The organism is Ventrimonas faecis (assembly GCF_040096075.1).
Classification (GTDB): Bacteria; Bacillota; Clostridia; order Lachnospirales; family Lachnospiraceae; genus Brotaphodocola; species Brotaphodocola faecis.
Genome location: NZ_JBBMFJ010000004.1, coordinates 41,003 through 67,820 on the forward strand (window position 1 = coordinate 41,003; position 26,818 = coordinate 67,820).

Below are 26,818 nucleotides of genomic sequence, written 5' to 3' on the forward strand. Positions count from 1 at the left end.
GAATCATACAGAACAGAAAATCTCCTGCAGTTTTCAAAGGCAGCTGAGTATATATCTTTAAGAAAGAAAAGAGGATATGATCATGAAAAAAGAAGAAATGAAAATCAGTGACCTGTACAGCCTGGAGAACACCATGGCGAAAGAACTGTTAGAGCAGTTTACCTATCCGTGGGAGGCTCTGGCACACATCGGTGATTTTGTAGAGCGTCTGGGCGAGACTCTTCCGAAGGACGAGTACGCAAACCCGGCAGAGGGCATCTGGATCCACAAATCCGCCCATATCGCACCGACCGCAGGCATTATCGCACCGGTGATCATCGGACCGGAGGCAGAAGTGCGTCACTGCGCATTCATCCGCGGAAAAGTTATTGTTGGCAAGGGTGCTGTGGTAGGCAACTCCACCGAGTTAAAGAATGTCATCCTGTTTGATGGCGTTCAGGTACCGCACTACAACTATGTGGGCGACTCCATTCTGGGCTACAAGGCACACATGGGCGCAGGCTCCATCACCTCCAACGTCCGCTCCGATAAGGCGCTGGTGAAAGTACACGCAGAAGATGGCGACATCGAAACCGGCTTAAAGAAATTTGGCGCCATGATCGGTGACTGCGTAGAAGTAGGCTGCGGATCTGTATTAAATCCGGGAACTGTTATCGGTAAGAATAGCAGCGTCTACCCGCTCTCCAGCGTCCGCACCGCAGTAGATGCAGATTCTATTTACAAACAGCAGGGAGAGGTTGCGAAGAGACAGTAAATAACAATATTGGAAAGCAACGGAAATGCCGGGCGGCGCCAAATGGCGCCTTCCGGCATTTTCTGTACACAAATTAAATTTTTATTTGGTTCCAAAGATCCGGTCGCCGGCATCTCCCAGTCCTGGGCAGATGTAGGCGTTTTCATTTAGGCAGCGATCCAGATGTCCTACATAAATCTGGATATCCGGGTGTGCTTCATGCAGGCGTTTCAGTCCTTCCGGCGCTGCAATGATGGCCATGAACTTGATGTTTTTTCCGCCGTGCTGCTTGATGAAATCTACCGCAGCCACTGCGGATCCGCCGGTGGCCAGCATCGGGTCGGTGACTACGATGGTTCGCTGGTCAATTGGAGTTGGGAGTTTACAGTAGTATTCGTGCGGCTCATGGGTCTCTTCATCGCGGTACAGGCCGATATGTCCGACTTTTGCGCTTGGTACCAGAGCCAGGATACCGTTTACCATGCCGAGTCCGGCACGCAGGATTGGGACAACGGCCAGCTTCTTTCCGGCAATCATCGGGGTCATGCAGGTTTCAATCGGAGTTTCGATTTCCACTTCCTCGGTTGGAAGGTCGCGCAGGGCCTCATAGCCCATAAGCATGGCAATCTCCTCAATCAGGGAACGGAACTCGTTGGTTCCGGTGTTCTTATTCCGAAGAATGGAAATTTTGTGCTGGATCAGCGGGTGGTCAAAAATGGTTACGTTTTCCATAAGGTAAAATCCTCGTCTTTCTTTTATTTGTTTTCCGGAGTGTAGGCAGCCAGAATGTAATCTCCCAGAGCGTGCGGCACTGGAAGGGAGAAGTAAACAGAACCTTCATATTCATAGCTGAAAGATTCCGGGAATGTTCCCTGATAAGGAAAATCTGCGTTCTGGAAGAGGCCGGTATAGTAAGCTGGATTTTCCTCTTTCAGAAATGTTTTCGCTGCGGCTATCGTTTCGGCATCCGCTTCCGGGAAGGTGCAGTCGTCGGACAGCACATAGGAGGCGAGGGTGGCCGGATCAGCCAGATAGGAAAGGCCGATATCAGAGCCGGAGCTTAAGTTTACCGTGTTTGTGTAGAACACAGCGGTGGGGTGCATGCCGCCATCGGTCATAACACTGCCATCGTAGCGGACCGTGATACGGTTTTTGGTGGCAGACAGGATTTTACAGGTAATATTCATGGTGTCTCTGGCTTCATCTATTTCCCAGGCCTTTAAAATGGCAAGGGCATTTTCTTTCAGATATTCATTGATGCCAGCCTTTACAGAATGGTCGGAAATGACCGGATACTGAATGGAAATGTTTCCATTCTGATAGGTGTCTGTTTGAACAGACAGGGAAAGGGCAGCGGCAGAGCCACCTGCGGAAGTACCCTGGGACTGGGCGTTTTCAATGCCTGGTTCAATGGTGATATTGGAGCTGCTTTCTGTTTCTGCAATTGTGGCGGAAGCCGGAGCGGTCTGAACCGTGCCTTCCGATGCCTGGCTTCCGGAGAGGTCAATCTTATCGTGCTTCTTTTTGCACCCGGTGGCGAGGCAGGCTGTGCTGAGCGCCAGCAGGGTAATGGCCAGCGTGTATTTTAATTTCTTTGGTATCATTGTGTTCTCCTTCATGTAGAAAATGATTGGTTTTTTCTGGTTCTTGTGTGTTCCTTACATTATAACGCAAAGTCCGGAAGAAATACAGGTGTGGAAAACAAAATAAGAAATTCGTAAAAAGAGGAAAGAAAACAGAATCAAAAAGAAAGAGCTCCGAACCACTGAAAACAGTGGTCCGAAGCTCCTGCCCCTGCCAAGGATGCCGGCAGCCGGACTCGAACCGGCACGAGGTCGCCCCCGTCAGATTTTGAGTCTGATGCGTCTGCCATTCCGCCACGCCGGCTTGCTTACGCAAAAAATATTGTAGCATAAGTAACAGCGCTTTGCAAGAGATTTTTCAAATATTTGTGTCTATTGAATCTACAATTAAAACAGATGCTCGAAGCGTTTCATGGCTGCGATGGTGTTCTCGTGGTTGTTGAAGGAGGTCAGGCGGAAGTAATTCTTTCCATTTTCTCCGAAGCCTGCGCCAGGGGTTCCGACCACCTGGGCGTTGTTTAACAGATAGTCAAAGAACTCCCAGGACTCCATGCCGTCCGGGCATTCAAACCAGATGTAAGGAGAGTGCACGCCGCCAAAGAAACGGATATTTCTGCGTTTCAGGGTGTCTGCGATGATGCGGGCATTTTCCTGATAGTAGGCGATGTTTTCACGGCACTGTGCCATGCCTTCCTCCGTGAAGACTGCAGCGGCGCCCTTCTGGATGATGTAGGAGGTGCCGTTGAATTTGGTGGACTGTCTGCGGTTCCACATAGCGTGCAGGGACATCTCCTGACCGTTGGACGCGGTGAACACCAGCTCACGGGGAACTACGCAGTAGCCGCAGCGGGTTCCGGTGAAGCCTGCGGTCTTGGACAGGGAGCAGAACTCGATGGCACATTTTTTTGCACCCTCAATGGCGTAAATGCTGCGTGGAAGCTCCGGATCGGAGATGAAGGCCTCGTAAGCAGAGTCGAAGAGGATCACTGCCTCGTTGGCAAGCGCGTAATCGACCCATTCTTTTAACTGTTCTTTATTATAGACAGCGCCGGTCGGGTTGTTCGGGGAGCAGAGGTAGATGATGTCTGCATGCACGGATGGATCCGGCATCGGAAGGAAGTTGTTCTCTGCGTTTCCGGATAAGTAGGTGACGTTCTTTCCATTCATGATATTGGAATCCACGTAAACCGGGTAAACCGGATCCGGAATCAGGATGACATTGTCGGTGTCAAACAGTTCGGAAATGTTGCCAGTGTCGCTCTTGGCCCCGTCGGAGATGAAGATGTCGGCTGTGTCTACAGAGACACCGTTTCTTGCGTAGTAAGCAGAGATGGCATCGCGCAGGAAACTGTAGCCCTGTTCCGGGCCGTAGCCCTTGAAGGTTTCAGCGGAAGCCATGGCGTCCACACCTTCGTGCAGGCCTTTGATGGCGAGGTCTCCTAATGGGAGCGTAACATCGCCAATTCCGAGACGGATGATTTTAGCGTCCGGATGCTCGGCCTCGTAGGCAGCAACGCGGTGCGCAATTTCCGCAAAAAGATAACTTTCCTTTAAATCCTGATAATGTTCATTTAATTTAGGCATGTGGGGATCCTTCCTTTCGTATGACCGGATAAATGGGGACCGGTATTCATAATGAAAGTAATTTTAGCAAAGAATAAAAATCAAGTCAATCTGGCGCAAAATAAATAAAGGAAGAAATTGAAAAATTAAGCGGAGTATTGTATGATGGTATGTATTCACGGGAACAGAAGTGAAGAAAATATGGTGGGCATTTCCGAAACGCCGGGAAAGAAGCGGACGGAAAGAACCATAAAGAGACGGGAGGCGGCAGGATGGCTTCATGCAGGGAAATTGAAAAAATGGTCATGCCCTATATCAACCATCAGCTGGATGAAACGCAGCTGGAACAGTTTTTGAAGCATGTGAAGAATTGCCCGGCCTGCAGGGAAGAACTGGAGATCTACTACACGGTATCAGTGGGTTTAAGACAGCTGGACAGCGGAAACGGTGTCTACGACATTACGGGATCTCTGGAGGAAAGCATGGAGAATGCCTGGCTTACGGTGCGCACCGCACGGCTCCGAAAGGTTATCTGCTATGCAGCCAACACACTGAACGTGGCTTCTGTTCTGATCATGCTTTTTATGCAGATCCGTATCTGGATTCAGGGATAGTAACAAACAGGAAAAGGAGAAACCATGGGAAAACTGGTTTTAATAGATGGGCACAGCATTTTGAACCGTGCGTTTTACGGGGTGCCGGAACTGACAAATTCTGAGGGACTTCATACCAATGCGGTATACGGGTTCCTCAATATTATGTTTAAGATTCTGGAGGAGGAGAAGCCGGATCATCTGGCGGTGGCGTTTGATTTAAAGGAGCAGACCTTCCGCCACAAGATGTTCGCGGACTATAAGGGAACCAGAAAGCCGATGCCCCAGGAGCTGCATGAGCAGGTGCCTCTGATGAAAGAGGTACTTACGGCTATGGGTGTGCCGATTCTGACTATGGCTGGCTACGAGGCGGATGATATTCTGGGAACCATTGCCAAGCGCTGCCAGGCAGAGGGTGAGGAGGTTTCCGTAGTATCCGGGGACCGGGATCTGTTACAGCTTGCCGATACCCACATCAAGATCCGGATTCCGAAGACCAGCCGCGGTACGACGGAGATTCACGATTATTATCCGGAGGATGTAAAACGGGAATATCAGGTAACTCCGACGGAATTTATCGATGTGAAAGCGTTGATGGGCGATACTTCCGATAACATTCCAGGCGTTCCTTCCATTGGAGAAAAGACGGCCACGAACCTGATCGTGGCCTATGGAAGCATCGAGAATGCCTACGCGCACCTGGAAGAGGTGAAGCCGCCGCGGGCAAAGAAGGCACTGGAGGAGCATTACGATATGGCGGTCATGAGCAAGGAACTGGCTCAGATCTGCATTACCTGTCCGATCCCCTTTGCATATGAAGATGCGAAAATTGAAAATCTCTATACCCCGGAAGCTTACCAGTACATGAAGCGTCTGGAATTTAAATCCATTCTGGCCCGTTTTGATGTGCAGGATATGGGCGGAAACTCGGTGGAGGAGCATTTCTGGAGCGTGGAGGATCTGTCCGGAGCAGAGCAGATTTTTGAGAAGGCGAAAGGCGCAAAACAGGTGGGCTGTCAGCTGATTCTGGCTGAAAATCAGGTGGCGGGCCTTACTGTCTGCATTGGTGAGGAAGAAATCTACACCATCCCGGCAGCCGGGTTTCTGACCGGAAACTATCTCTGCGATCATCTGGAAGAACTGATCGCAAAGCGTGATCCGGCACTGGAGCCGGTGGCTGTGCTGGATTTAAAATCCCAGCTTCCGTATCTGAATCTGGATTACGGCAGCGCAGTGGTGGATATGGGCGTGGCTGGATATCTGCTCAATCCATTAAAAGATACCTACGAGTACGATGATCTCGCAAGGGATTACCTTGGCATGACCGTGCCGTCCAAAACGGATTTACTTGGAAAACAGAGCCTTGCGAAGGCACTGGAGGAGGAGCTTCCGGAAGCTGTGACCTGCGGCTGTTACATGGCCTATGTGGCCTGCAAGGCAGCAGGCGTATTAAAAGAACGGCTGGAAAAGGAAGGCATGCTGAAGCTTTACCGCGAGATGGAGATGCCGCTGATCTACAGCCTGTATCACATGGAACAGGCCGGCGTCCGGGTGGATAAGGAACAGTTAAAGCTTTACGGAGAGCAGCTGGAAGGAAAGATTGCTACGCTGGAGCAGGAGATTTACGAGCTGGCTGGAGAGAAGTTTAACATCAATTCGCCAAAACAGCTGGGAGAAATCCTCTTTGAACGGATGCAGCTGCCTCATGGAAAGAAGACCAAGACCGGTTATTCCACGGCGGCGGATGTGCTGGAGAAGCTGGCACCGGAGTATCCGGTGGTTCAGAAGATTCTGGAGTACCGTCAGCTGACCAAATTAAATTCCACCTATGCCCAGGGGCTGGCCGGATTTATAAGAGAGGACGGACGGATCCACGGAAAGTTCAACCAGACCATCACGGCCACGGGCCGCATCAGCAGTACGGAGCCGAACCTGCAGAATATTCCGGTGCGCATGGAACTTGGCCGGGCTATCCGCAAGGTCTTTGTGCCGGAGGATGGTTATGTGTTTGTGGACGCGGACTATTCCCAGATTGAGCTTCGTATCCTGGCCCATATGTCCGGCGATGAACGCCTGATAAACGCCTACCGGGATGCCCAGGATATTCATGCCATCACGGCTTCCGAGGTGTTCCACACACCGCTTGCAGAGGTAACGCCGCTGCAGCGCCGCAACGCCAAGGCGGTCAACTTCGGCATTGTCTATGGCATCAGCGCCTTTGGACTGAGCGAGGACTTAAGCATCAGCCGGAAGGAGGCACTGGAGTATATTAACAAATATTTTGAGACCTATCCGGGTGTCAAGCAGTTTCTGGATGAACAGGTAAAGCTTGGAAAAGAGCAGGGCTATGTCACCACCATGTACGGACGCAAACGCCCCATTCCGGAACTGAAATCCGGCAACTTCATGCAGCGCTCCTTTGGCGAGCGTGTGGCCATGAACTCCCCGATTCAGGGAACGGCAGCAGACATCATGAAGCTGGCCATGATCGCGGTGGACCGGGAACTGAGAGAGAAACACCTGCGCTCCCGCATTGTGTTACAGGTTCACGATGAGCTTCTGGTGGAGACCCACCGGGATGAGGCAGAGCAGGTGGTACAGATTCTGACAGACCGCATGAAGCATGCAGCAGACTTAAAAGTATCCCTGGAGGTAGAAGCCCACACTGGAGATAACTGGCTGGACGCAAAATAAATTATGTGTTATAATGTGGCGAACGGCGAGGAAAGCGAGTGACGTATCACGAGCTGGGCGAAGTCACAAGCAAGAAGAAAAGAGAGGTTTTTCCTATGAATAAAATGAGTCAAAATTCTGAGAATGTTAAGAATCCGAAGCTGGTAGCAGCGCTTCAGGAGATGTTAAAGCATGACGATTTCATCACCCGCAGCCAGATGGCCGCAGCCCTGATGGAGGCACGCCTGCTTTCTCCGATCCAGAAGCAGACTGTTCTGACTGAGAAGAAGGGACCGTCTACCTGGATCCGTTTCGAGAGCATTACCAACACCGCAGGAGAGAAATATTATCTTGCTTTTACCGATATGGACGAATATTCCAAATGGAATGAGGACGGAAGCCATGACCAGGCACTGATCATGACCATGGAAGACTTTGGAAACATCCTGATCCGTCAGGTCAATGACTTAAAGGGTTTTGTAATCAACCCTTATGGCGAGAATATCAGCATTTCCAAGCAGCTTCTGTTATCCTTACTGCAGCAGCATGAAACCAAAATGAGAGAGAAGATGGGCAACTAATATGATGGTACTTGGCCTCACCGGCGGAGTAGGAGCCGGTAAAAGCCGGATCCTTGAGCTGTTTTCAAAAGATTACGGCGCGCAGATGATCCAGGCAGATCTTGTGGCCCGGAAACTGGAAGATCCCGGTCAGCCGGGACTGGCCGGCCTGGTCAGTCTCTTTGGCACCGGGATTTTGCAGAAGGACGGCACGCTGGACCGCAAGGGCTTCGCGGAGCGGATCTTTGGAAATCCGGAAGCGTTAAAACGTGTCAACGCCCTGATCCATCCGCTTACCTGGAATGAGATCAAACGGCAGATCCGGGAAAGCAGCGCAGACCTGATTGTTGTGGAGGCGGCACTCTTTGATGAGCGCAGCCGGGAGGTCTGTCAGTATCTGCTCTATGTGGATACGCAGGATGAGATCCGCATTCAGCGGCTGATGGAAAATCGCGGCTATTCCCGGGGAAAATGCCTGGATATCATGAAAAACCAGGCGGACCGGAGCCGCTTTCTGGAACTGGCGGATTTTGTCATTGATAACAGTGGCAGCCTGGAAGAATCCCGGCAGCAGATCCGGCAGATCCTGAAAAAGACCGGTTATGATAACGGTCCGGAAGAAGTATAAAGGAAACATACAGATGAGATTAGTAAGCATTGCCAGTGGCAGCAGCGGAAACTGCATTTACGTAGGCTCTGACCATTCCCACATCCTGGTGGATGCCGGAATCAGCAACAAGCGTATTGAGCAGGGATTAAATGAGATTGGCCTGAAGGGCTCAGAGCTGGACGGAGTGGTCATCACCCATGAGCATTCCGATCATATCAAGGGGCTGGGCGTTCTCGCCAGAAAGCACCATGTGCCGATTTACGGAACAAAAGAGACTCTGGAAGAAGTAGCTGCCAACACCAAACTGGGGGAGTATCCGAAGGAGCTTCTGCATCCGGTTCTGCCGGATGCGGATTTTCAGATCGGGGATCTTACCGTGGAACCGTTTTCCATCCATCATGACGCGGCCAATCCGGTGGCTTACCGGGTCAGCTATGAGAATAAAAGCGTGGCGGTGGCAACGGATATGGGTCATTTTGACCAGTACATCATTGACCATCTCCAGAATCTGGACGCGCTTCTTTTAGAGGCGAATCACGATGTCAACATGCTGGAGACAGGGCCTTATCCATACTATTTAAAGCGCCGCATTTTAGGGGACCATGGACATTTGTCTAATGAGAATGCGGGGCGCCTTTTGAACTATATTCTGAATGACAAATTAAAACACATTTTACTGGGGCATTTGAGCAAGGAAAACAATTACGAAGCGCTGGCCTATGAGACCGTCCGTTTCGAGATTGATCAGGGGGATACGCCATACAAGGCGAAGGATTTTCCGATTGAAGTTGCAAAACGGGATGAGATGTCACAGATTATCAATCTGTAGACCATAAATACTTTTATACAAATGGAGGATAGCCACATGAGCAAGGTAATTATCACAGTTGTAGGAAAAGACACCGTAGGAATCATCGCAAAGGTATGTACTTATCTGGCAGGAAAACAGGTAAATATCCTGGATATCTCCCAGACCATCGTACAGGACTATTTTAACATGATGATGATCGCAGACATGGAACATGCAACGGGTTCTTTTGATGAAATCGCAACGGAACTGGAAGCAGTTGGCGAGGAGATCGGCGTAGCCATTAAGTGCCAGCGCGAGGAAATCTTCACCAAAATGCACCGTATTTAATCAAAAGACAGAAGGAAAGAGGATACAGCCATGTTGAATATGTTTGAAGTAATTGAAACCAACAATATGATCGAACATGAGAAGCTGGATGTTCGTACCATTACCATGGGTATCAGTCTTCTGGACTGCTGCGATGATGACCTGCAGGCCCTGAATGAAAAAATTTACAAAAAAATCACCACATACGCAAAGAACCTGGTATCGACCGGTGAGGAAATCGCAAGGGATTTTGGCGTACCAATCGTAAATAAGCGTATTTCTGTTACTCCGATTGCGCTGGTGGGCGGCTGTGCCTGCAAAAAGCCGGAGGATTTTGTGACCATTGCAAGAACTCTGGATAAAGCGGCAAAAGAGGTTGGCGTAAACTTTATCGGCGGCTATTCTGCCCTGGTTTCCAAGGGCATGACTCCGGCAGAGGAGAACCTGATCCGCTCCATCCCGCAGGCGCTGGCTCAGACTGAGCGCGTCTGCAGCTCCATCAATGTGGGTTCCACCAAAACCGGCCTGAATATGGATGCAGTCCGCCTGATGGGTGAGATTGTAAAGGAGACCGCGGAAGCAACCAAAGAAGATGATTCCCTGGGCTGTGCAAAGCTGGTGGTATTCTGCAACGCGCCGGACGATAATCCATTCATGGCAGGAGCATTTCACGGTGTGACTGAGGCCGATGCCATCATCAACGTCGGTGTCAGCGGCCCTGGCGTGGTGAAGGTAGCGTTGGAAAAAGCCCGCGGCGAGAACTTTGAGGTACTTTGTGAGACCATCAAGAAGACTGCCTTCAAGATCACCCGTGTCGGACAGCTGGTGGCCCAGGAAGCCTCCAAACGCCTTGGTGTTCCGTTTGGCATCATTGACCTGTCCCTGGCTCCGACCCCGGCTGTGGGCGACAGTGTGGCAGAAATCCTGGAGGAGATTGGCCTGGAGCGTGTAGGCGCACCGGGAACCACCGCAGCCCTGGCTATGCTGAATGACCAGGTGAAAAAGGGCGGTGTTATGGCATCTTCCTATGTGGGCGGCTTAAGCGGCGCGTTCATTCCGGTCAGTGAGGACCAGGGCATGATCGACGCGGTAACCCTTGGAGCCCTGACCATTGAGAAGCTGGAAGCCATGACCTGTGTCTGCTCCGTTGGCCTTGACATGATCGCCATTCCGGGCGATACTCCGGCTACCACCATTTCCGGTATCATCGCGGATGAAGCGGCCATTGGCATGATCAACCAGAAGACTACGGCAGTCCGTCTGATTCCGGTTATTGGAAAGACTGTAGGCGATACCGTAGAGTTTGGCGGCCTTTTAGGCTATGCTCCGGTTATTCCGGTCAACAAATATTCCTGCGAGAAGTTTGTGACCCGCGGCGGCCGTATCCCGGCTCCGATCCACAGCTTCAAGAACTAAGCAGAAGCAAAAAGAGAGATTATGGCAAAAGAAACCTTAGCGTCCTTGCTGGACGATTTTATCAATGAACAGTTAAACCAGATTGTATTAAGCAATCCGGTGGAAAAAGATCTTTTGCAGAAAGTAAAAGTGCGCCCTATGCTCATTAAGGGCGCACTGGTTTTTCAGGCAGAAGAATTTACAAAAACCCAGGCATTTCATAAGAATCTGAATGCCGGAGAGCTGAAAGCGTATCTGACAGAGCAGCTTTCCGGCGTGTTTAAGCAGGCGGAAGTGCTGTCAGAACTGGGCAGTGCCACGGTACTGGTCAGCAAGAAGGGTACAACTACCGTAAAGGTCAGGAAGCACGCGCCTGCCAAGATTCAGGCGGCGAAGACGGAAACTCAGATTTCGGAAGAACTGCGGGAAAAGCTGCAGCATAACCGCCAGAAGCGTTACGTGATCCCGGAAGGCCATGCCGTGCCGTTTCTGGTGGATCTTGGTGTGCAGACCCAGGACGGAAAAATCGTAAAAAGCCGTTATGACAAGTTCCGGCAGATCAACCGTTTTCTGGAATTTATCGAGGATATCCTGCCGAAGTTAGATAAGACCCGGGAGAATGTCATCATCGATTTCGGCTGCGGCAAGTCGTATCTGACCTTCGCTATGTACTATTACCTGCATGAGATGAAAGGATATCCGATCCGCATCATTGGCCTGGATTTAAAGAAGGATGTTATCCGCCATTGCGGTAAACTGGCGGAGCATTACGGCTATGACAAGCTCCAGTTTTATCATGGAGACATTGCCTCCTATGAGGGTGTAGACCATGTGGACATGGTGGTGACCCTTCACGCCTGCGATACCGCGACCGATTACGCGCTGGAAAAGGCCGTGCGCTGGGGCGCAAAAGTGATCCTTTCCGTCCCGTGCTGCCAGCATGAGCTGAATAAGCAGATGAAGAATGATCTGCTGGAGCCGGTGCTGCATTACGGCCTGATTAAGGAGCGGATGGCAGCGCTGTATACCGATGCGCTGCGGGCGGAACTTCTGGAGCAGCAGGGCTACCGTACCCAGATCCTGGAGTTTATCGATATGGAACACACGCCGAAGAATATCCTTCTGCGGGCTGTGTACGAGGGGAAACCGAAGCACAACGAGAAGGAAATACAAGAGATTCTGGACTTCTTACAGATTAAGCCGACGCTGTATGAACTGCTGGGTTAGAAACAATGAAAAAGAATCCGGCTTGCCGGATTCTCGCGCCGAGGCGCGGTTGCTTCAGCAACCATCTGCCATTGCGCCGAGTGCGCATCCTCGCGGAGCGTTTTTGTATGATAGGACGCAATTTCCTATCATATAAGAAAAAATCCGTCATGGTCACAGGACTATGACGGATTTTGTGTATTCGTTGCGGATGTGTCTTCCACGAGACGCAAGAAGGGACTGGTAAACATGGGAAACGTAAAAATCGGTTTCCAGGACCTTCATGGCTTCCGGCGTGAGAATCTTTGCGGCATCTGCGGTTTTGGTGATCAGCGGGATACGGCTCTGCCTGCGGATGCGGGAGAGCAGCGGTCCCGCTGATTTTTTAAATCCCAGGATCCGGGCATACGGCGCATAGCCCAGGCTTCTGGCCTGGTTTGTCTGCTCTTTGGTAATGCCAAGGAGCAGATGCAGCAGGGCCCGGCTGACCCGGGTGTAGGTGTAGCCCTTTGTTTTTAACTGCAGGATCTGTTCACTGAAGGGAGCAAACTGCAGGACCTGCCGGGTGAGCCTTGAGGCAAGTTCGGGCGAAAGATCCGCAAAGCGGCTGAGGTCCTCCTGCTCATGGATGGCGGAAAGCAGCCGGAACTGAAAGAGTTCCGTGAGGTCATCCGGGAACACTGGAGCGGCAAGAGCGCCTTCTTTCTGCAGCGCGTCGAAAGCGGCCGGCGGAATCTGCTTACAAAGTTCTTCCCGCAAGGATTCCGGGCTTTGCTTTAAAAGCAGGCGGATGGCAGATGCCGAGGCGTAAGGACCGGAACATTTCGTGTCATGATATCCGGCCCCTTTTCTCTGGATGGTAACCGGAACCATGGAACTTTTCTGCTTTTTTAACGCTTTGAGATATTCTACCGCGAGGATGTTGTTGGGCGAAGCGAGCAGTGTGGAAAGCTCCGGGTTTTTCGTGAGCTCTGCCACGGCAAGGCTTCTGGCGGAAGGGTAGGTCTCTCCCTGCTTCAGATATGCCTGCAGCAGGTCCTGCCATTCCCGGGATTCCCCGCCCAGAATGTCTGCGGCTTTCTGCAGGTGTGTGGGATTCCCGGATTCGCTGCCGAAGCACAAAATATCTGTGCCGAGGCTGTCAAGCAGTGCTACACCGCAGGAGGCAAAGTCTTCTGCGCTGGCAGTGGCAAACACTGCAGGAAGCTCTACAATCAGGTCTGCGCCGCCGCACAGTGCCATGCGGGCGCGGGTGTATTTGTCGAAGATGGCGGGTTCTCCGCGCTGGACAAAATCTCCGCTCATGGCTGCGATGATATAATCTGCTCCGGTCTGGCGCCGGATTTCTTCTATTTGGTACTGGTGGCCGTTGTGAAACGGATTGTATTCGGCAATGATGCCTGCGGTTTTGATCGGATCCATCGTTTTGCTTCCTTTCTGTTAAAGGAACATTATACCGCTATTTCTGCTCTGCGGCAAGCCGGTCGTAAGCGAAGGATGGATTGAGTGTCATGCTGCGGCCGCCGGAAACCTCAATGGTGGTGGCGGTCATGTAGCTGGCTGCGCTGCTGGCAAGAAAGACGATAGGGCGGGCGATTTCTTCCGGATTCGCTGCCCTGCGCAGCAGAGTGGCCTGGGTATTCATGTTCAGTTCTTCTGGGCTGATGGTCCGTTTGACTGCCGGCGTTAGCGTAAATCCCGGCATGATGCAGGTGACGCGCACGTTATACGGACAGTATTCTCCCGCAAAGGTATTGGTCAGGTTGTTGATGGCGGATTTTAACGGGCCATACAGGGTGCTGCGTCCGGCGGAAGGACAGCGGGCAGCAAGGGAGCTTACATTGACAATGGCTCCGGAATGCTGCTTTTTCATATAACGGAATGCTGCCTGGCATCCGTAGACAACGGATTTGAAACAGACTCCGGTCATGAAATCAATTTCTTCATCATCGTATTCGTCTCCTTTCTTGGGGCCGGATACACCGACATTGTTGACCCAGACATCCAGGCTGCCAAACTTCTGGTTTACGTGTTCTGCAAAACGGTAATTGTACTCCGCATCCACAACATCAAAGGCCTCATAGTACACAGGACCATACTGGGAGAGGGTTTTTGCGGCCTCTTTCAGTTCTTCTTCGTGGCGTGCGCAGATGGCAACTTTGGCGCCTTCTTTCAGGAATGCCTCCGCGGCAGCGTATCCGATTCCCTTGCTGCCTCCGGTGACTACGACGGTTTTTCCGGTTAATCCAAGATCCATGACAGATTCCTCCTCTGGTTTTTATTTTTATGTTAAAGTAATCATACCACATTTGACAGCGGCACACAAGAAAATAGCGGATATTCTGCATAAGCGATACGCGTAAAGACACGAAAAAACATACAAAATTAATAAAAATGGAAAAAGGCGAGTGAACTTTGCAAAAAGTGTGATATGATTAGTGGAAAGATGTTTGTATGACAATCAGGAGGGGGAAGATGAATAAAACAAAAGATGCGATGAACGAACAGCTGGCACAGGCGAAGATTCTGCCATTGCTGGTCCGGCTGGCCATTCCGGCAACAGCGGCCCAGCTGGTCAATGCGCTTTACAGCATCGTGGACCGCATGTACATCGGACATATGCCGGGAGATGGAACCCTTGCGTTAAGCGGGATTGGCCTGACATTTCCCATCACGATGCTGATTTCTGCCTTCAGCTGTCTGCCTGGTATGGGCGGAGCGCCGCTGGCATCCATTGCCCTGGGGGAGGGCAATCAGAAAAAAGCACAGAAATATCTGTGCAATGCAATTACGCTGCTGTTTACGATTTCCGTGGTCATGATGGCCGTCTGCCTGGTCTTTTTGAAACCGTTGCTGGTTTTATTTGGCGCGGATGCTGAGACTCTGCCTTATGCATTCCAGTATCTGACCATCTATCTGCTCGGAACCGTTTTTGTGGAGTTTGCGCTGGGCCTGAATCCCTTTATCAATACCCAGGGCCATACGGTGGTTGGAACCATGTCGGTGGTGATCGGAGCTGTAGTAAATATCATTCTGGATCCGATTCTGATCTACGTGCTTCACATGGGAGTGCGCGGAGCAGCCATCGCAACGGTGACGGCCCAGTTTATTTCCTGTGTGTGGATTGTTCATTTCCTTTCATCGGAAAAGTCGGGAATCCGTATTTGTGTGGAAGATATGAAGCCGGACCGCCAGATTCTGGTGTCTACCTGCGCACTGGGAATCTCGCCCTGCACCTTCCGCATCAACGAATCCATTGTAGTGATCCTGCTCAACCGACTGCTCCTGACCTATGGCGGAGACCAGGCAAATCTGCACCTTGCCTCCATGGCAATCTTAAGCAGCGCAAGCCAGGTATTTTTCATGCCGCTTCTTGGTATTGTGACTGGGGCCCAGCCGCTGCTCAGCTATAATTACGGCGCGGAGAATTATTCTCGGATCCGGCAGACCATTCACTACGCGCGGATCTTAAGTATGGGATGCGCGACTTTGATGTGGGCAGCGCTGGTGTTTTTTCCGGAAGCCGTCTGCGGAATGTTTTCGAGCAATCCGGAACTGATCCTGCTGACCAAAAAGACCATGCGGATTATGTTTTCCACCGTTCTGGTCCTGGGATTTCAGATGATCAACCAGAATGCCTTTGTGGCCATGGGCAATACCTGGTATTCTTTCTTATTCGGAATTATGAGAAAGGTACTGATTCTGGTGCCGCTGGCTTTGATTCTGCCGCATTTTATCGGTGTCTGGGGAATCTATGCGGCAGAGGCTGTGTCAAATCCACTGACCACAATCATTACATTTGCAGTATTTGAACAGTATATGGGAACGTTAAAAGAGAGAATGACATAAAGAATTCTGCTCAGACAGAAAAATGCACCGGTGCAGAACCCGGTGCATTTTGCTGTGAAAATTGAAACAAAAGCTGCCTAGACGGTAGAGCGGTCCTCGATATCCGCTTTAAGAATGCTGGAGGCCATGGTGTAATTTTTCTGTTTCAGGTAATCCAGAATTGCCCGGTGCAGGACATCCCGTTCAGTGAATACGGGGCTCTGCCATCTCTGGGAACGCTTCTGGGCGTAGAAACGGGTCTGGATTGTCAGTGCGTCTTTGAGCTTCTGGTAAGTGTAGGTATTGTCATAGCTGGAAAAGAGCAGAAGATGGAATCTCATGTTGGCAGTCCAGTACTGCAGGGCAGTCAGGCCGTTGACCTGAAGTGCCGCGTGCTCGGCGATGTGTTCCTCCAACTTCTGCAGAGTTTCGTCTGTGATGCTGGGACCGTACTGCATGAGAAAGGTGCATTCTACCGCAATGCGGAATTGCACGATATCCTGGATCTCTTTCTCGCTGATGGTGGAGACTTCGTATCCGCGTTTGGGATAATTGCAGAGGATACTTTCGCTGCAGAGCTGGATCAGGGCTTCCCGTACAGGAGAACGGCTGACGCCATACTGCTCCATGAGTTTTTTCTCATGGAGGATCATATTGGGCTGTAAAGTTCCTTCAATGACATCTTTTAAAATCTGATCGTGGATATATTCTTTTAAATTGGAATTATTGTTGGTCATAGTGACTGAATTGGTCATACTAGTTAAACCCTACTTTCTATGTTGTGCTATCAAAAATGTTTATTTTAAATTAAGTATATAGTGAGAAACCGAAAAAAGCAAGTAAAATTAATGGGAGATTAGCACGATTGAAAAACGAAAATTGGGCGATAGATGTGCAAAAAGTCGATAAAAAATAAATGTTTCTATAAAAATGATAAAAAACGGTAACATAAATGAGAATAATATAAAAAATAAACAAAGAATGGTATTGACATTCGCATAAAAACTGATATGATTAGATTACGGGAGTTAATCAATAGCTTGTCAGATTAGACAGGCGGAGAGAGGAGTTTAAGAAATGATTAAGAATGAGGCAAAACTCACAAACGATGTTGAGGTAAACATCAACCGCGCAGCCATTGAGCACCGCGCAACCTGGATGGGTCTGATCTTTGATGAATTAAGAAAAGACGGAATCGATCCGGAACCGGCATTCCGCAGAGCAATCCGCCGTTGTGGTAACTTCCACGGCAAAGGATACAAAGAGGCATGCGGCGGTTCCAACGACGGTAAAAAATTCGCAGGCGTATTCCTCGGAGAGCTTGGTCAGAAGACCTTCGAGATGGACGTACACGAAGTAACCGATTCTGAAGTACCGGTAGATTTCCACTATTGTGCACTGTTAAATGCATGGAAGAAACAGGGCTTTGACGATGAGACCTGTGCACTGTTATGTGACATTGCAATGGATGGTGACCGCGGCATCGCAGAGGAAATGGGGCTCACTCTGGATCTGACCGACACCATCGCAAAGGGATGCGCAACCTGCAAACTTTGCTTTCATAAATAATAGGAAGAAATATATACCATAAAACAGGCAATGAGGCAGCACCGTCCAGTCTGGGAACCATCATCAGCTTTGCTTTCATGGGTATGGCGAAAACTGGATGGCGGTTCTGTTGTCGGCAAACTGATTTTCGAAGCACTGGCATAAGAAACGTAACAAAAACAGTATGAAAAAGAACAGGAGGTGCAGTCCGGAACATGCGTGCGCATGGTTTCCGGATCTGTACCTTTTTTGTTTTCCAGAAATGCTTGTTTTACAAAAAGTGCAAAAAAATACAAAATACAGCTTGTCTTTTGCTTTTTAGTCCGTATATAATAAGGCTATATGCATTAAATCATGAAAGGGGTATTATTATGGGATTTATTGATGTAATCAAAGCCAAAGCAAAGGCAGATAAAAAAACAATCGTACTGCCTGAGTCCATGGACCGCAGAACCTGGGTCGCTGCAGAGAAAATTCTGAAAGAGGACCTTGCAAATCTTGTTATCATCGGTACTCCGGAAGATATCGGCGCTCACAGTGAGGGACTGGATGTATCCGGTGCTACGATCATCAATCCACAGACTTACGAGAAAACACAGGAGTATATCGACCTGTTCGTTGAGCTGAGAAAGTCCAAAGGCATGACTCCTGAGAAAGCAAAAGAGACCATCTTAAGCGACTACGCTTACTATGGCTGCCTTATGATCAAGAACGGCGATGCTGACGGTATGGTTTCCGGCGCATGCCATTCTACCGCAAACACACTTCGTCCGTGCCTGCAGGTGATCAAGACCAAACCGGGCACCAAGCTGGTATCCGCATTCTTCTTAATGGAAGTTCCGGACTGCGATCTTGGCAGCAACGGTACCTTCGTATTCGCAGACTGCGGCCTGAACCAGAATCCGAATCCGGAAGAGCTGGCTGCAATCGCAGTATCTTCTGCAGAGAGCTTCAAGATGCTGACCGGCGAGGAGCCGAAAGTTGCTATGCTGTCCCATTCTTCCAAGGGTTCCGCAAAGCATGCTGATGTTGACAAAGTCGTTGAGGCTACCAAGCTGGCTAAGGAGATGGCTCCGGAGCTTGCACTGGACGGTGAGCTTCAGCTTGACGCAGCAATCGTTCCGGAAGTTGGCGCTTCCAAAGCTCCGGACAGCAAGGTTGCAGGTCACGCAAACGTTCTGGTATTCCCGGATCTGGATGCAGGAAACATCGGCTACAAGCTGGTTCAGAGACTTGGCAAGGCAGAGGCTTACGGCCCGATGTGCCAGGGTATCGCAAAACCGGTTAACGATCTGTCCAGAGGCTGCTCTGCTGAGGATATTGTAGGCGTTGTTGCAATCACTGCTGTACAGTGCCAGAATCAGTAATTTAGTTCAGTTATTATAGGAGAATATCACATTATGAAGATTTTAGTTATCAACTGCGGAAGCTCTTCCTTAAAGTATCAGCTGATCGACATGACCGATGAGAGCGTAATCGCAAAAGGTCTGTGCGAGAGAATCGGTATCGAGGGCTCCAAACTGACCCATCAGCCGGCTGGCAAGGACAAATATGTCGTAGAGAAAGACATGCCGAACCACACCGTAGCAATCGAGATGGTTATGGACGCTCTTCAGGACGCTGAGCACGGCGTAATCAAGAGCACTGATGAGATCGCAGCAATCGGTCACCGCGTACTGCACGCTGGTACCAAGTACAGCGAGTCCATCATTGTAAACGATGACGTTAAGAAAGTAATCCGCGAGTGCTTCGATCTGGGACCGCTGCACAACCCGGCTAACTTAATGGGTATCGAGGCAGCCGAGGCAGCAATGCCGGGCAAGCCAAACGTAGCAGTATGGGATACCGGTTTCGGTATGGCTATGCCGGAGAAGGCTTACCTGTACGCAATCCCGCACGAGTACTATGAGAAATACAGCATCCGTCGTTACGGCTTCCACGGCACCAGCCATATGTTCGTATCCGGCGAGGCTATCAAGTTCGGCGGACTGGATCCGGAGAACGCAAAGGTTATCGTCTGCCACTTAGGCAACGGTGCAAGCGTATCTGCTTCCATCGGCGGCAAGTGCGTAGATACCAGTATGGGTCTTACTCCTCTTGAGGGTCTGATCATGGGTACCAGAAGTGGTGACATCGATCCGGCTGTTGTTCAGTTCATCTGCAACAAAGAGGGCAAGGACGTTAACGAGGTATTAAACATCCTCAATAAGAAGTCCGGCGTACTCGGCATGAGCGGCGGCATCTCCAGCGACTTCCGTGATATCGAGAAGGCAAAAGAAGAGGGCAACCACTTAGCAGCAGTAGCTCTGGATGCATTCGTTTACCGTGTAGCAAAATACATCGGCGCTTACACCGCAGCTATGAACGGCGTAGATGCAATCGCATTTACCGCTGGTGTTGGTGAGAACGACAAGGCAAGCAGAAAAGCTATCTGCGAGTACTTAGGTTACCTTGGCGTGAAGATCGACGATCAGGCTAACGATGTAAGAGGAAAGAACGCTGTTATTTCCGCAGCAGATTCCAAAGTCAAAGTAATGCTGATCCCGACCAACGAGGAGCTTGCAATCGCAAGAGAGACCAAGAGACTGGTAGAGGCTTAATCCTCAAAAATCAGTTTTTGGAAAAAATTAAAATATTTGTTGACAAAGCCGGCGCACCTGTGTATAATTACACAGGTGCGTATTAGGAGACTAATATGCTTATTAATTTAACAGAGCTGTTTTCCGTAGACGGAAAAGAGAAAGACTATACGTGCGATATCGACATGAACCAGCTTTGCACCAGCAAGGATGCATATGACATCGTATCACGCAGTCCGGTACAGCTGCATGTCCGTAATCTTGGGGACAAGAAGCTTCTTCTCACCGGCAGTGCAGAGGTAACTTTGCAGATGCCATGCGACAGATGCTTAGAACCGGTCGATATTCCTTTTAATCTGGAATTCGACGAAGAACTGGATATGTCAAAGACCGAAAGCGAGCGTACAGAAGATCTCGATGAACAGCCCTATGTAAGCGGCTATAATCTGGATGTAGACCGGTTGCTCAGTAACGAACTATTGCTTAATCTGCCTATGAAGGTATTATGCAGGGAAGACTGCAAAGGAATTTGCAATAGATGTGGTGCGAACCTTAATCACACGGAATGTTCCTGTGACCGGAGTTCGCCTGACCCAAGAATGTCAGTAATCCAGGATTTATTTCAAAAGTTTAAGGAGGTGTAAACCATGTCTATCTGCCCAAAGAATAAATCTTCCAAAGCAAGACGTGACAAACGTAGAGCTAACTGGAAAATGAGCGCTATGAATTTAGTAAAGTGCAGCAAGTGCGGCGCTCTGATGATGCCTCACAGAGTCTGCAAGGCTTGTGGTTCTTACAACAAGAAAGAGATCGTTTCTGTTGAGGACTAATTAGAAATGGCTTTGAAAGGAGTCAGGCGAGTAATCGTCTGGCTCCTTTTTTCGTGCGTGTACTTTCCAAAAAATCATATTGATTTATAGAATGGAATCTAGTATATTTAATTACGAAATGGATTGAAACGGCACAGGCCGAAAAGGAGATACTCTATGATTAATGTAGCTGTTGACGCTATGGGCGGTGACAACGCCCCGGGCGAGATTGTAAAGGGAGCCGTTCAGGCTGTAAATAAGCGGAGCGACATCCACATTCTGTTAGTCGGACAGGAAGAGGCAGTGCAAAAAGAGCTTGCCTCCCACACATATCCGAAGGAGCAGATCACACTGGTTCAGGCTTCGGAAGTGATTGAGACCGAAGAGCCGCCGGTGAACGCGATTCGGAGAAAGAAGGATTCTTCCATTGTAGTGGGAATGAACCTGGTAAAGAACGGCGAGGCAGACGCGTTCGTGTCAGCAGGCAGTTCAGGAGCAGTCCTGGTAGGCGGACAGGTGCTGGTGGGACGCATCAAAGGTGTGGAGCGGCCGCCCTTTGGCGCGCTGATTCCTACGGAGAAGGGCGTATCCCTGCTGCTTGACTGCGGGGCTAACGTAGATTCCCGTCCATCCCATCTGGTCCAGTTCGCGCGCATGGGTTCTATTTATATGGAACATGTAATAGGTATTAGCAAGCCGAGAGTCGGCATCGTAAACATCGGTGCAGAAGAGGAGAAGGGCAATGCCCTGGTGAAGGAAACCTTCCCGCTCTTAAAGGAATGCAAAGACATCAACTTTACAGGAAGCATTGAAGCCCGGGAAATTCCCCACGGCGGAGCCGATGTCATCGTCTGTGAGGCCTTCACAGGTAATGTCATCTTAAAGCTTTACGAGGGCACCGGCGCAGCACTGATCTCCATGGTGAAGAAGGGCATGATGAGTTCCCTGCGCAGCAAGATCGGAGCTCTGCTGGTAAAACCGGCGCTGAAGGAGACTTTAAAGGCATTTGACGCCAGCCAGTATGGCGGTGCGCCGATGCTGGGTCTGAAGGGTCTTGTGGTTAAGACCCACGGAAGCTCCAAGGCCACCGAGGTCTGCAACTCCATCATCCAGTGTGTGACCTTCAAAGAGCAGAAGATCAACGAAAAAATCAAAGAATGCCTGGACAGCCAGGCACAGAGCGAAAAGAAGGCAGAAGCATAAGAATTGCAGCGAAACCTGCCAGTTCACAGCAAAATCCGTAAGTAAACGGCCCGGGCTTCGGGCAGTTACAAAATAAGAAAGAAAAGTTAGGAGAGGAAATTATGGAATTTGAGAAGTTACAGAACATCATCGCAGAGGTATTAAACATTGAGCCGGACGAGATCACCATGGAGACCACCTTCGTAGAAGATCTTGGCGCAGATTCCCTGGATATCTTCCAGATCATCATGGGCATCGAGGAAGAGTTTGATATCGAGATCCCGACTGAGGTTGCTGAGCAGATCGTCAGCGTTTCCGATGCCATCGAGCAGATCAAGAACGCGCTGAACTAAGCCGGAACTGAAAACAGTATGAAAGAAATGTGACTGCGAAGGTATTGAACAGTTACAAAGAAATAAAGAAAGGGGCTGTGCATTCCTTGCGCGCCCCTTTCCCATAATATATACGCGCGGAGATTCTGCACGCATAAATGAAGAAGCATAAGGAGTGTTAACGTAGATGAATCGTGATTTAAACGAACTGGAGCGGCGGTGCGGCTATACGTTCAAAGATAAAGATCTGTTCCACCGTGCCCTGACCCACAGTTCCTATGCCAATGAGCATAAGAAGGACAAGGCAGTCTGCAACGAGCGTCTGGAGTTTTTGGGAGACGCGGTTCTGGAAGTGGTTTCCAGTGATTTTCTGTACCATAAATACCCGGAGAAACCGGAAGGAGAACTCTCCAAGATCCGTGCCAGTCTGGTATGCGAGCCGACACTGGCCTACTGCGCGGCAGATCTGGAACTGGGAAGCTATCTGCTCCTGGGAAAGGGTGAGGAAGCAACCGGCGGAAGAGAGCGCAACTCTGTAGTTTCGGATGCCATGGAGGCACTCATCGGCTCCATTTATCTGGATGGTGGTTTTGCTAATGCAAAAGAGTTCATTCACCGCTTTGTTCTGAATGATATCGAGCACAAGCAGCTCTTTTACGATAGCAAGACTATTCTGCAGGAGATGATCCAGGCAACTGCAGGGGCACATCTGGAATACGAGATCCTGCGGGAAGAGGGACCGGATCATCATAAGGTCTTTGAGGTACGGGCGTTATCCGGCGGCGAGGAACTGGGCCGCGGAACCGGCGGAACCAAGAAGGCAGCGGAGGCTGTGGCCGCTTACCACGGCATTTTGAAACTGAGAGGGAAAGAATGTATTTAAAGAGCATTGAGATACAGGGATTCAAATCCTTTGCCAACAAGATTCTGTTTGAGTTCCACAATGGCATTACCGGCATTGTGGGACCGAACGGAAGCGGCAAGAGCAATGTTGCTGACGCGGTGCGCTGGGTACTCGGTGAGCAGCGGGCCAAACAGCTGCGAGGCGGTTCCATGCAGGATGTCATCTTTGCGGGCACCGAGCTGCGAAAACCTCAGGGCTTTGCCTATGTGGCCATCACGCTGGACAACTCCGATCATCAGCTTGCCATTGATTACGATGAGGTGACGGTGTCCCGGCGTCTGTACCGCTCCGGCGAGAGTGAGTACAAGATCAACGGAAGTACCTGCCGTTTGAAAGATATCAGCGAGCTGTTTTATGATACCGGTATCGGTAAGGAAGGTTATTCCATTATCGGACAGGGCCAGATCGACAAGATTTTAAGCGGAAAGCCGGAAGAACGCCGGGAACTGTTTGATGAGGCAGCTGGTATTGTCAAATTCAAGCGCCGCAAGGCCATTGCCCAGAAAAAGCTGGAAGATGAGAAACAGAACCTGGTCCGCGTGAGCGACATTCTCTCCGAACTGGAAAAACAGGTAGGACCGTTAGCCAGACAGTCGGAAACAGCAAAAAAATATCTGGCCTTGCGGGAAGAATTAAAAACCTGTGATGTAAACCTGTTTTTGATGGAATCGGAAGAAAACGGAAAGCAGCTGCAGGAAATCAGCAAACGCGAGTCCATTGTTTCCGGAGACCTGCAGGACGCGAACGCGGAATCGGAACATTTGAAGGCAGCCTACGAAACGCTGGAGCAGGAAGTCGCAGAGCTGGACAGCCAGTTAACGGAAAAGCGGACCCAGATGAACCAGGCCGAGATGCTTAAAGGCAATCTGGAAGGCCAGATCAACGTTTTAAAAGAACAGATCAACACCGAGAAGATGAACGCGGAGCACATCCGCTCCCGAATTGAGTCCATTGGGCATTCCCTGGAGGAAAAGGAGAATCAGATCCGGCAGTACCAGGCAGATAACGCGGGCATCACGGAGGCGGAAGGCACCAGCAAGAGCAGCCAGGAAGCTGCGGAAGCTGAGCTGATGGCGCTGGATGAAAAGCTGATGCTCATGGAGCAGCAGATTGAGGATGCCAGAACCAGAATGATGAATGGCATGAATGAGAGTGCTTCCATTCACGCCCAAGACCAGCGTTTTGAAGCCATGCTGGAGCAGGTGCAGGTGCGCCGTTCGGAGGTCTGCCAGAAGCTTCTGAAATTTAAGAGTGATGAGTCCGTACAGGATGAACAGCTGGACACTGAACGCAAAAGGCTGGCAGAGACAACGGCCCGTCTGGAAACACTGGAGCTGTCCCAGACGGAGTGCGAGAGCCAGTTCACCCAGTATGAAGCGGAAGTACGGCGGATCACTCGTTCCTTAAATGAAAAGCAGCAGGAGTACCGTACCGCGTACACGAAGCTGGAATCCTTAAAGAACCTGGCAGAGCGCTATGAGGGCTACGGCGGAAGCATCCGCCGGGTCATGGAGGTGCGGGACCGGGTGCATGGCATCCGGGGCGTGGTGGCGGATCTGATCACCACCGAGAAAAAGTATGAGACTGCCATTGAGACGGCTCTGGGCGGAAGCATCCAGAACGTGGTGACGGATTCCGAGCAGACCGCCAAGCAGCTCATTGAGTATTTAAAGAAGAACCGCTATGGACGAGTGACCTTCCTGCCATTAACGAGCATTGGGCAGGGCGGCGGATTCTCCAGACCGGAAGCTCTGAGGGAGCCGGGCGTGATTGGCCTGGCCAGCGATCTGGTCCATGTGGAGAAGGAATATCAGGTCCTTGCCAAATATCTGCTGGGGCGTGTGGTGGTGGCAGATACCATCGACCATGCCATTGCCCTGGCAAGAAAATTCAAATATTCCCTGCGAATCGTAACGCTGGAGGGTGAGCTCTTCAGCGCGGGCGGATCCATGACAGGTGGTGCCTTCAAGAACTCCAGTAATCTTCTGGGACGGAAACGCGAACTGGAGGAACTGGAGGCGGCATGCCAGAAGGCGCTGAAGGCTTCGGACCGTTTGCAGGAAGAGCTGACCATGAATGAAGGCCTGGCCCAGCAGAAGAAGGAAGAGCTGGAAAGCCTGAAAGAGGAACATCACCAGGTATCCCTCCAGGCCAACACCCGGCAGATGAGCGTCAGCCAGCTGGAGGACAAGCGGGAGGAGATTCGTGATTCCTATCAGGATCTTGCGCTGGAAAACAGCCAGCTGGAAAGCCAGATCAGCGAGATTGAGGCTGGAAGAAAGAAACTTGCCCTGGAGCGGGATGTCCTGAAAAAGGACAGTGACCAGGAACAGACACGGATGGAACGCGTGTCCGGCGAACTGGAGACCCAGAAGAAGGTCCGGGAGGAAAAGGCGAAAGCCCTGGAAACCATCCGCCTGGAAGCAGCGAATTTAAAACAGCGGGTGGATTTTGTAAAAGAAAATATTCACCGTGTAGAGCAGGAAATCCAGACATTAAAAGAAGAACAGGCGGAGCTTCAGAGTCATGGCACGGATTCCGGTTCTGTCATTGAGGAGAAGAACCGGGAGATCGCGAACCTGCTGGATCTGATCCTTCACGCGGAGGAAGAAAAACAGAAGATTGCCGCAGAGATTGAGAACCAGGCAGCTTTGAAGGAAGAAAAGTCCGGCCAGCAGAAGTCTTTCTTTGGAAAACGGGAAGATTTATCCGGCCGCATCGGCCGCCTGGACAAAGACCTGTTCCGCCTGCAGAGCCAGCGAGAAAAGCTGGAGGAGCGGTGGGAAAGCCAGATTGCTTACCTGTGGAACGAATACGAACTGACGCCGGGGGCGGCGAAAGAGCTTCGAAGTACAGAGGAATTATCCCTCACTGAGGTGCGAAAGCGGATCGAAGAATTGAAGTCTTCCATCCGTGCCCTGGGCAGCGTCAACGTCAACGCCATCGAGGATTATAAAGAGATTTCCGAGCGGTATGAGTTTATGAAGACCCAGCACGATGACCTGGTGGAGGCAGAAGCCACCCTGCAGGGCATCATTGAGGAACTGGATACCGGCATGCGGCGCCAGTTTGAAGAAAAGTTCCAGGAAATCCGCAAGGAATTTGACCGGGTGTTCAAGGAACTCTTCGGAGGCGGCCATGGTACGTTATCCCTGCAGGAGGAGGAAGATATTCTGGAGGCGGGCATTCAGATCATCGCCCAGCCGCCGGGCAAGAAACTGCAGAACATGATGCAGCTTTCCGGTGGCGAGAAGGCGCTGACAGCCATTTCGCTGCTGTTTGCCATCCAGAACTTAAAACCGTCTCCCTTCTGTCTGTTGGATGAGATCGAGGCGGCGCTGGATGATTCCAACGTAGACCGCTATGCGGGATACTTACATAAACTGACGAAGAACACGCAGTTTATTGTCATCACCCATCGGCGAGGCACCATGGTGGCGTCGGACCGGCTGTATGGTATTACCATGCAGGAGAAGGGTGTGTCGACTCTGGTATCGGTCAACCTGATCGAGGACCAGTTAGACGCGTAATGCGTTCGAATCGCATGCGGAGAACGCGGCAGCGTGAACAGCAACAGGCCGGGCAGCCGGCTTTGCATAGAAA

The 26,818-nt window shown here is 50.6% G+C and carries 25 protein-coding genes and 1 tRNA gene; 19 read left to right on the forward strand and 7 right to left on the reverse strand.

Annotation, left to right across the window (positions count from 1 at the left end; all coding sequences use genetic code 11):
• Positions 1-82 precede the first annotated feature (82 nt).
• Entirely contained in the window at positions 83-754 is a 672-nt protein-coding gene (locus WMO41_RS03230; RefSeq protein WP_349228539.1) for an acyltransferase, read from the forward strand.
• Between the two features lie 81 nt (positions 755-835).
• Here WMO41_RS03230 and upp read toward each other — a convergent pair whose 3' ends face one another.
• The 4 genes from upp to WMO41_RS03250 form a co-directional block, all read right to left on the reverse strand.
• Entirely contained in the window at positions 836-1,465 is a 630-nt protein-coding gene (gene upp, locus WMO41_RS03235) for a uracil phosphoribosyltransferase (RefSeq protein ID WP_177292228.1), read from the reverse strand.
• Positions 1,466-1,488: 23 nt separating this feature from the next.
• Positions 1,489-2,337 carry a hypothetical protein gene (locus WMO41_RS03240; protein ID WP_349228540.1) on the reverse strand — a complete coding sequence of 283 codons (849 nt, stop codon included), beginning with the start codon at positions 2,335-2,337 and terminating at the stop codon, positions 1,489-1,491.
• A 200-nt stretch (positions 2,338-2,537) separates the two neighbouring features.
• Positions 2,538-2,620: transfer RNA gene (locus WMO41_RS03245), tRNA-Leu, on the reverse strand.
• Positions 2,621-2,703: 83 nt separating this feature from the next.
• On the reverse strand, positions 2,704-3,900 hold the full coding sequence (locus WMO41_RS03250) for an LL-diaminopimelate aminotransferase (RefSeq protein ID WP_349228541.1): 1,197 nt from the start codon (positions 3,898-3,900) through the stop codon (positions 2,704-2,706).
• Positions 3,901-4,151: 251 nt separating this feature from the next.
• On the opposite strand from WMO41_RS03250, the gene WMO41_RS03255 reads away from it, so the two are divergent.
• The 8 genes from WMO41_RS03255 (at position 4,152) to WMO41_RS03290 (ending at position 12,054) form a co-directional block, all read left to right on the forward strand.
• Positions 4,152-4,493 (forward strand): zf-HC2 domain-containing protein, encoded by a 342-nt coding sequence (locus WMO41_RS03255; protein WP_177292225.1) that lies wholly within the window; start codon positions 4,152-4,154, stop codon positions 4,491-4,493.
• A 24-nt stretch (positions 4,494-4,517) separates the two neighbouring features.
• Entirely contained in the window at positions 4,518-7,166 is a 2,649-nt protein-coding gene (polA, locus tag WMO41_RS03260) for a DNA polymerase I (protein WP_349228542.1), read from the forward strand.
• 104 nt (positions 7,167-7,270) lie between these two features.
• Positions 7,271-7,726 carry an SseB family protein gene (locus tag WMO41_RS03265; RefSeq protein WP_349228543.1) on the forward strand — a complete coding sequence of 152 codons (456 nt, stop codon included), beginning with the start codon at positions 7,271-7,273 and terminating at the stop codon, positions 7,724-7,726.
• Between the two features lies 1 nt (position 7,727).
• Positions 7,728-8,333 (forward strand): dephospho-CoA kinase, encoded by a 606-nt coding sequence (coaE, locus tag WMO41_RS03270; protein WP_349228544.1) that lies wholly within the window; start codon positions 7,728-7,730, stop codon positions 8,331-8,333.
• 13 nt (positions 8,334-8,346) lie between these two features.
• Positions 8,347-9,144, forward strand: a complete 798-nt coding sequence (locus WMO41_RS03275) for an MBL fold metallo-hydrolase (RefSeq protein ID WP_349228545.1) — start codon at positions 8,347-8,349, stop codon at positions 9,142-9,144.
• A gap of 36 nt (positions 9,145-9,180) precedes the next feature.
• Positions 9,181-9,453 (forward strand): ACT domain-containing protein, encoded by a 273-nt coding sequence (locus tag WMO41_RS03280; protein WP_349228546.1) that lies wholly within the window; start codon positions 9,181-9,183, stop codon positions 9,451-9,453.
• A gap of 30 nt (positions 9,454-9,483) precedes the next feature.
• Entirely contained in the window at positions 9,484-10,848 is a 1,365-nt protein-coding gene (locus WMO41_RS03285; RefSeq protein ID WP_349228547.1) for a PFL family protein, read from the forward strand.
• 21 nt (positions 10,849-10,869) lie between these two features.
• Positions 10,870-12,054 (forward strand): class I SAM-dependent methyltransferase, encoded by a 1,185-nt coding sequence (locus WMO41_RS03290; protein WP_349228548.1) that lies wholly within the window; start codon positions 10,870-10,872, stop codon positions 12,052-12,054.
• Positions 12,055-12,207: 153 nt separating this feature from the next.
• On the opposite strand, the gene WMO41_RS03295 is transcribed toward WMO41_RS03290, so the two are convergent.
• The gene (locus WMO41_RS03295) at positions 12,208-13,455 is read right to left on the reverse strand and encodes a nucleotidyltransferase (protein ID WP_349228549.1); all 1,248 of its coding nucleotides are present in this window, start codon (positions 13,453-13,455) and stop codon (positions 12,208-12,210) included.
• A gap of 37 nt (positions 13,456-13,492) precedes the next feature.
• Positions 13,493-14,290 carry an SDR family NAD(P)-dependent oxidoreductase gene (locus tag WMO41_RS03300; RefSeq protein WP_349228550.1) on the reverse strand — a complete coding sequence of 266 codons (798 nt, stop codon included), beginning with the start codon at positions 14,288-14,290 and terminating at the stop codon, positions 13,493-13,495.
• A gap of 218 nt (positions 14,291-14,508) precedes the next feature.
• Between WMO41_RS03300 and WMO41_RS03305 the strand changes: the two genes are divergently transcribed.
• A complete protein-coding gene (locus tag WMO41_RS03305; protein WP_349228551.1) occupies positions 14,509-15,882 on the forward strand; it encodes an MATE family efflux transporter in 1,374 nt (457 codons plus the stop codon).
• A 77-nt stretch (positions 15,883-15,959) separates the two neighbouring features.
• Here the strand turns inward: WMO41_RS03305 and WMO41_RS03310 are convergent, their stop codons facing one another.
• Positions 15,960-16,616: a GntR family transcriptional regulator gene (locus WMO41_RS03310; RefSeq protein ID WP_349228552.1), complete on the reverse strand. Its 657-nt coding sequence runs from the start codon at positions 16,614-16,616 to the stop codon at positions 15,960-15,962.
• 322 nt (positions 16,617-16,938) lie between these two features.
• Between WMO41_RS03310 and WMO41_RS03315 the strand changes: the two genes are divergently transcribed.
• From WMO41_RS03315 to smc, 9 genes are all read left to right on the forward strand, one after another.
• Positions 16,939-17,430, forward strand: coding sequence for an L-2-amino-thiazoline-4-carboxylic acid hydrolase (locus WMO41_RS03315; RefSeq protein WP_349228553.1), 492 nt, complete (start codon positions 16,939-16,941; stop codon positions 17,428-17,430).
• Between the two features lie 350 nt (positions 17,431-17,780).
• A complete protein-coding gene (pta, locus tag WMO41_RS03320; RefSeq protein WP_118532634.1) occupies positions 17,781-18,776 on the forward strand; it encodes a phosphate acetyltransferase in 996 nt (331 codons plus the stop codon).
• A gap of 33 nt (positions 18,777-18,809) precedes the next feature.
• Complete coding sequence (locus WMO41_RS03325; protein WP_349228554.1) at positions 18,810-20,009, forward strand: acetate/propionate family kinase; 1,200 nt, start codon at positions 18,810-18,812, stop codon at positions 20,007-20,009.
• Between the two features lie 95 nt (positions 20,010-20,104).
• The gene (locus WMO41_RS03330; RefSeq protein ID WP_177292817.1) at positions 20,105-20,632 is read left to right on the forward strand and encodes a YceD family protein; all 528 of its coding nucleotides are present in this window, start codon (positions 20,105-20,107) and stop codon (positions 20,630-20,632) included.
• A gap of 3 nt (positions 20,633-20,635) precedes the next feature.
• Positions 20,636-20,818 carry a 50S ribosomal protein L32 gene (rpmF, locus tag WMO41_RS03335; protein ID WP_118532628.1) on the forward strand — a complete coding sequence of 61 codons (183 nt, stop codon included), beginning with the start codon at positions 20,636-20,638 and terminating at the stop codon, positions 20,816-20,818.
• A 156-nt stretch (positions 20,819-20,974) separates the two neighbouring features.
• On the forward strand, positions 20,975-22,000 hold the full coding sequence (plsX, locus tag WMO41_RS03340) for a phosphate acyltransferase PlsX (RefSeq protein WP_349228555.1): 1,026 nt from the start codon (positions 20,975-20,977) through the stop codon (positions 21,998-22,000).
• Between the two features lie 101 nt (positions 22,001-22,101).
• Complete coding sequence (acpP, locus tag WMO41_RS03345) at positions 22,102-22,332, forward strand: acyl carrier protein (RefSeq protein WP_118532624.1); 231 nt, start codon at positions 22,102-22,104, stop codon at positions 22,330-22,332.
• 166 nt (positions 22,333-22,498) lie between these two features.
• A complete protein-coding gene (gene rnc, locus WMO41_RS03350; RefSeq protein WP_349228556.1) occupies positions 22,499-23,194 on the forward strand; it encodes a ribonuclease III in 696 nt (231 codons plus the stop codon).
• Positions 23,185-26,745: a chromosome segregation protein SMC gene (gene smc, locus WMO41_RS03355; protein ID WP_349228557.1), complete on the forward strand. Its 3,561-nt coding sequence runs from the start codon at positions 23,185-23,187 to the stop codon at positions 26,743-26,745. Before rnc ends, smc begins: the two co-directional genes overlap by 10 nt.
• The last annotated feature ends 73 nt before the right edge of the window (positions 26,746-26,818 follow it).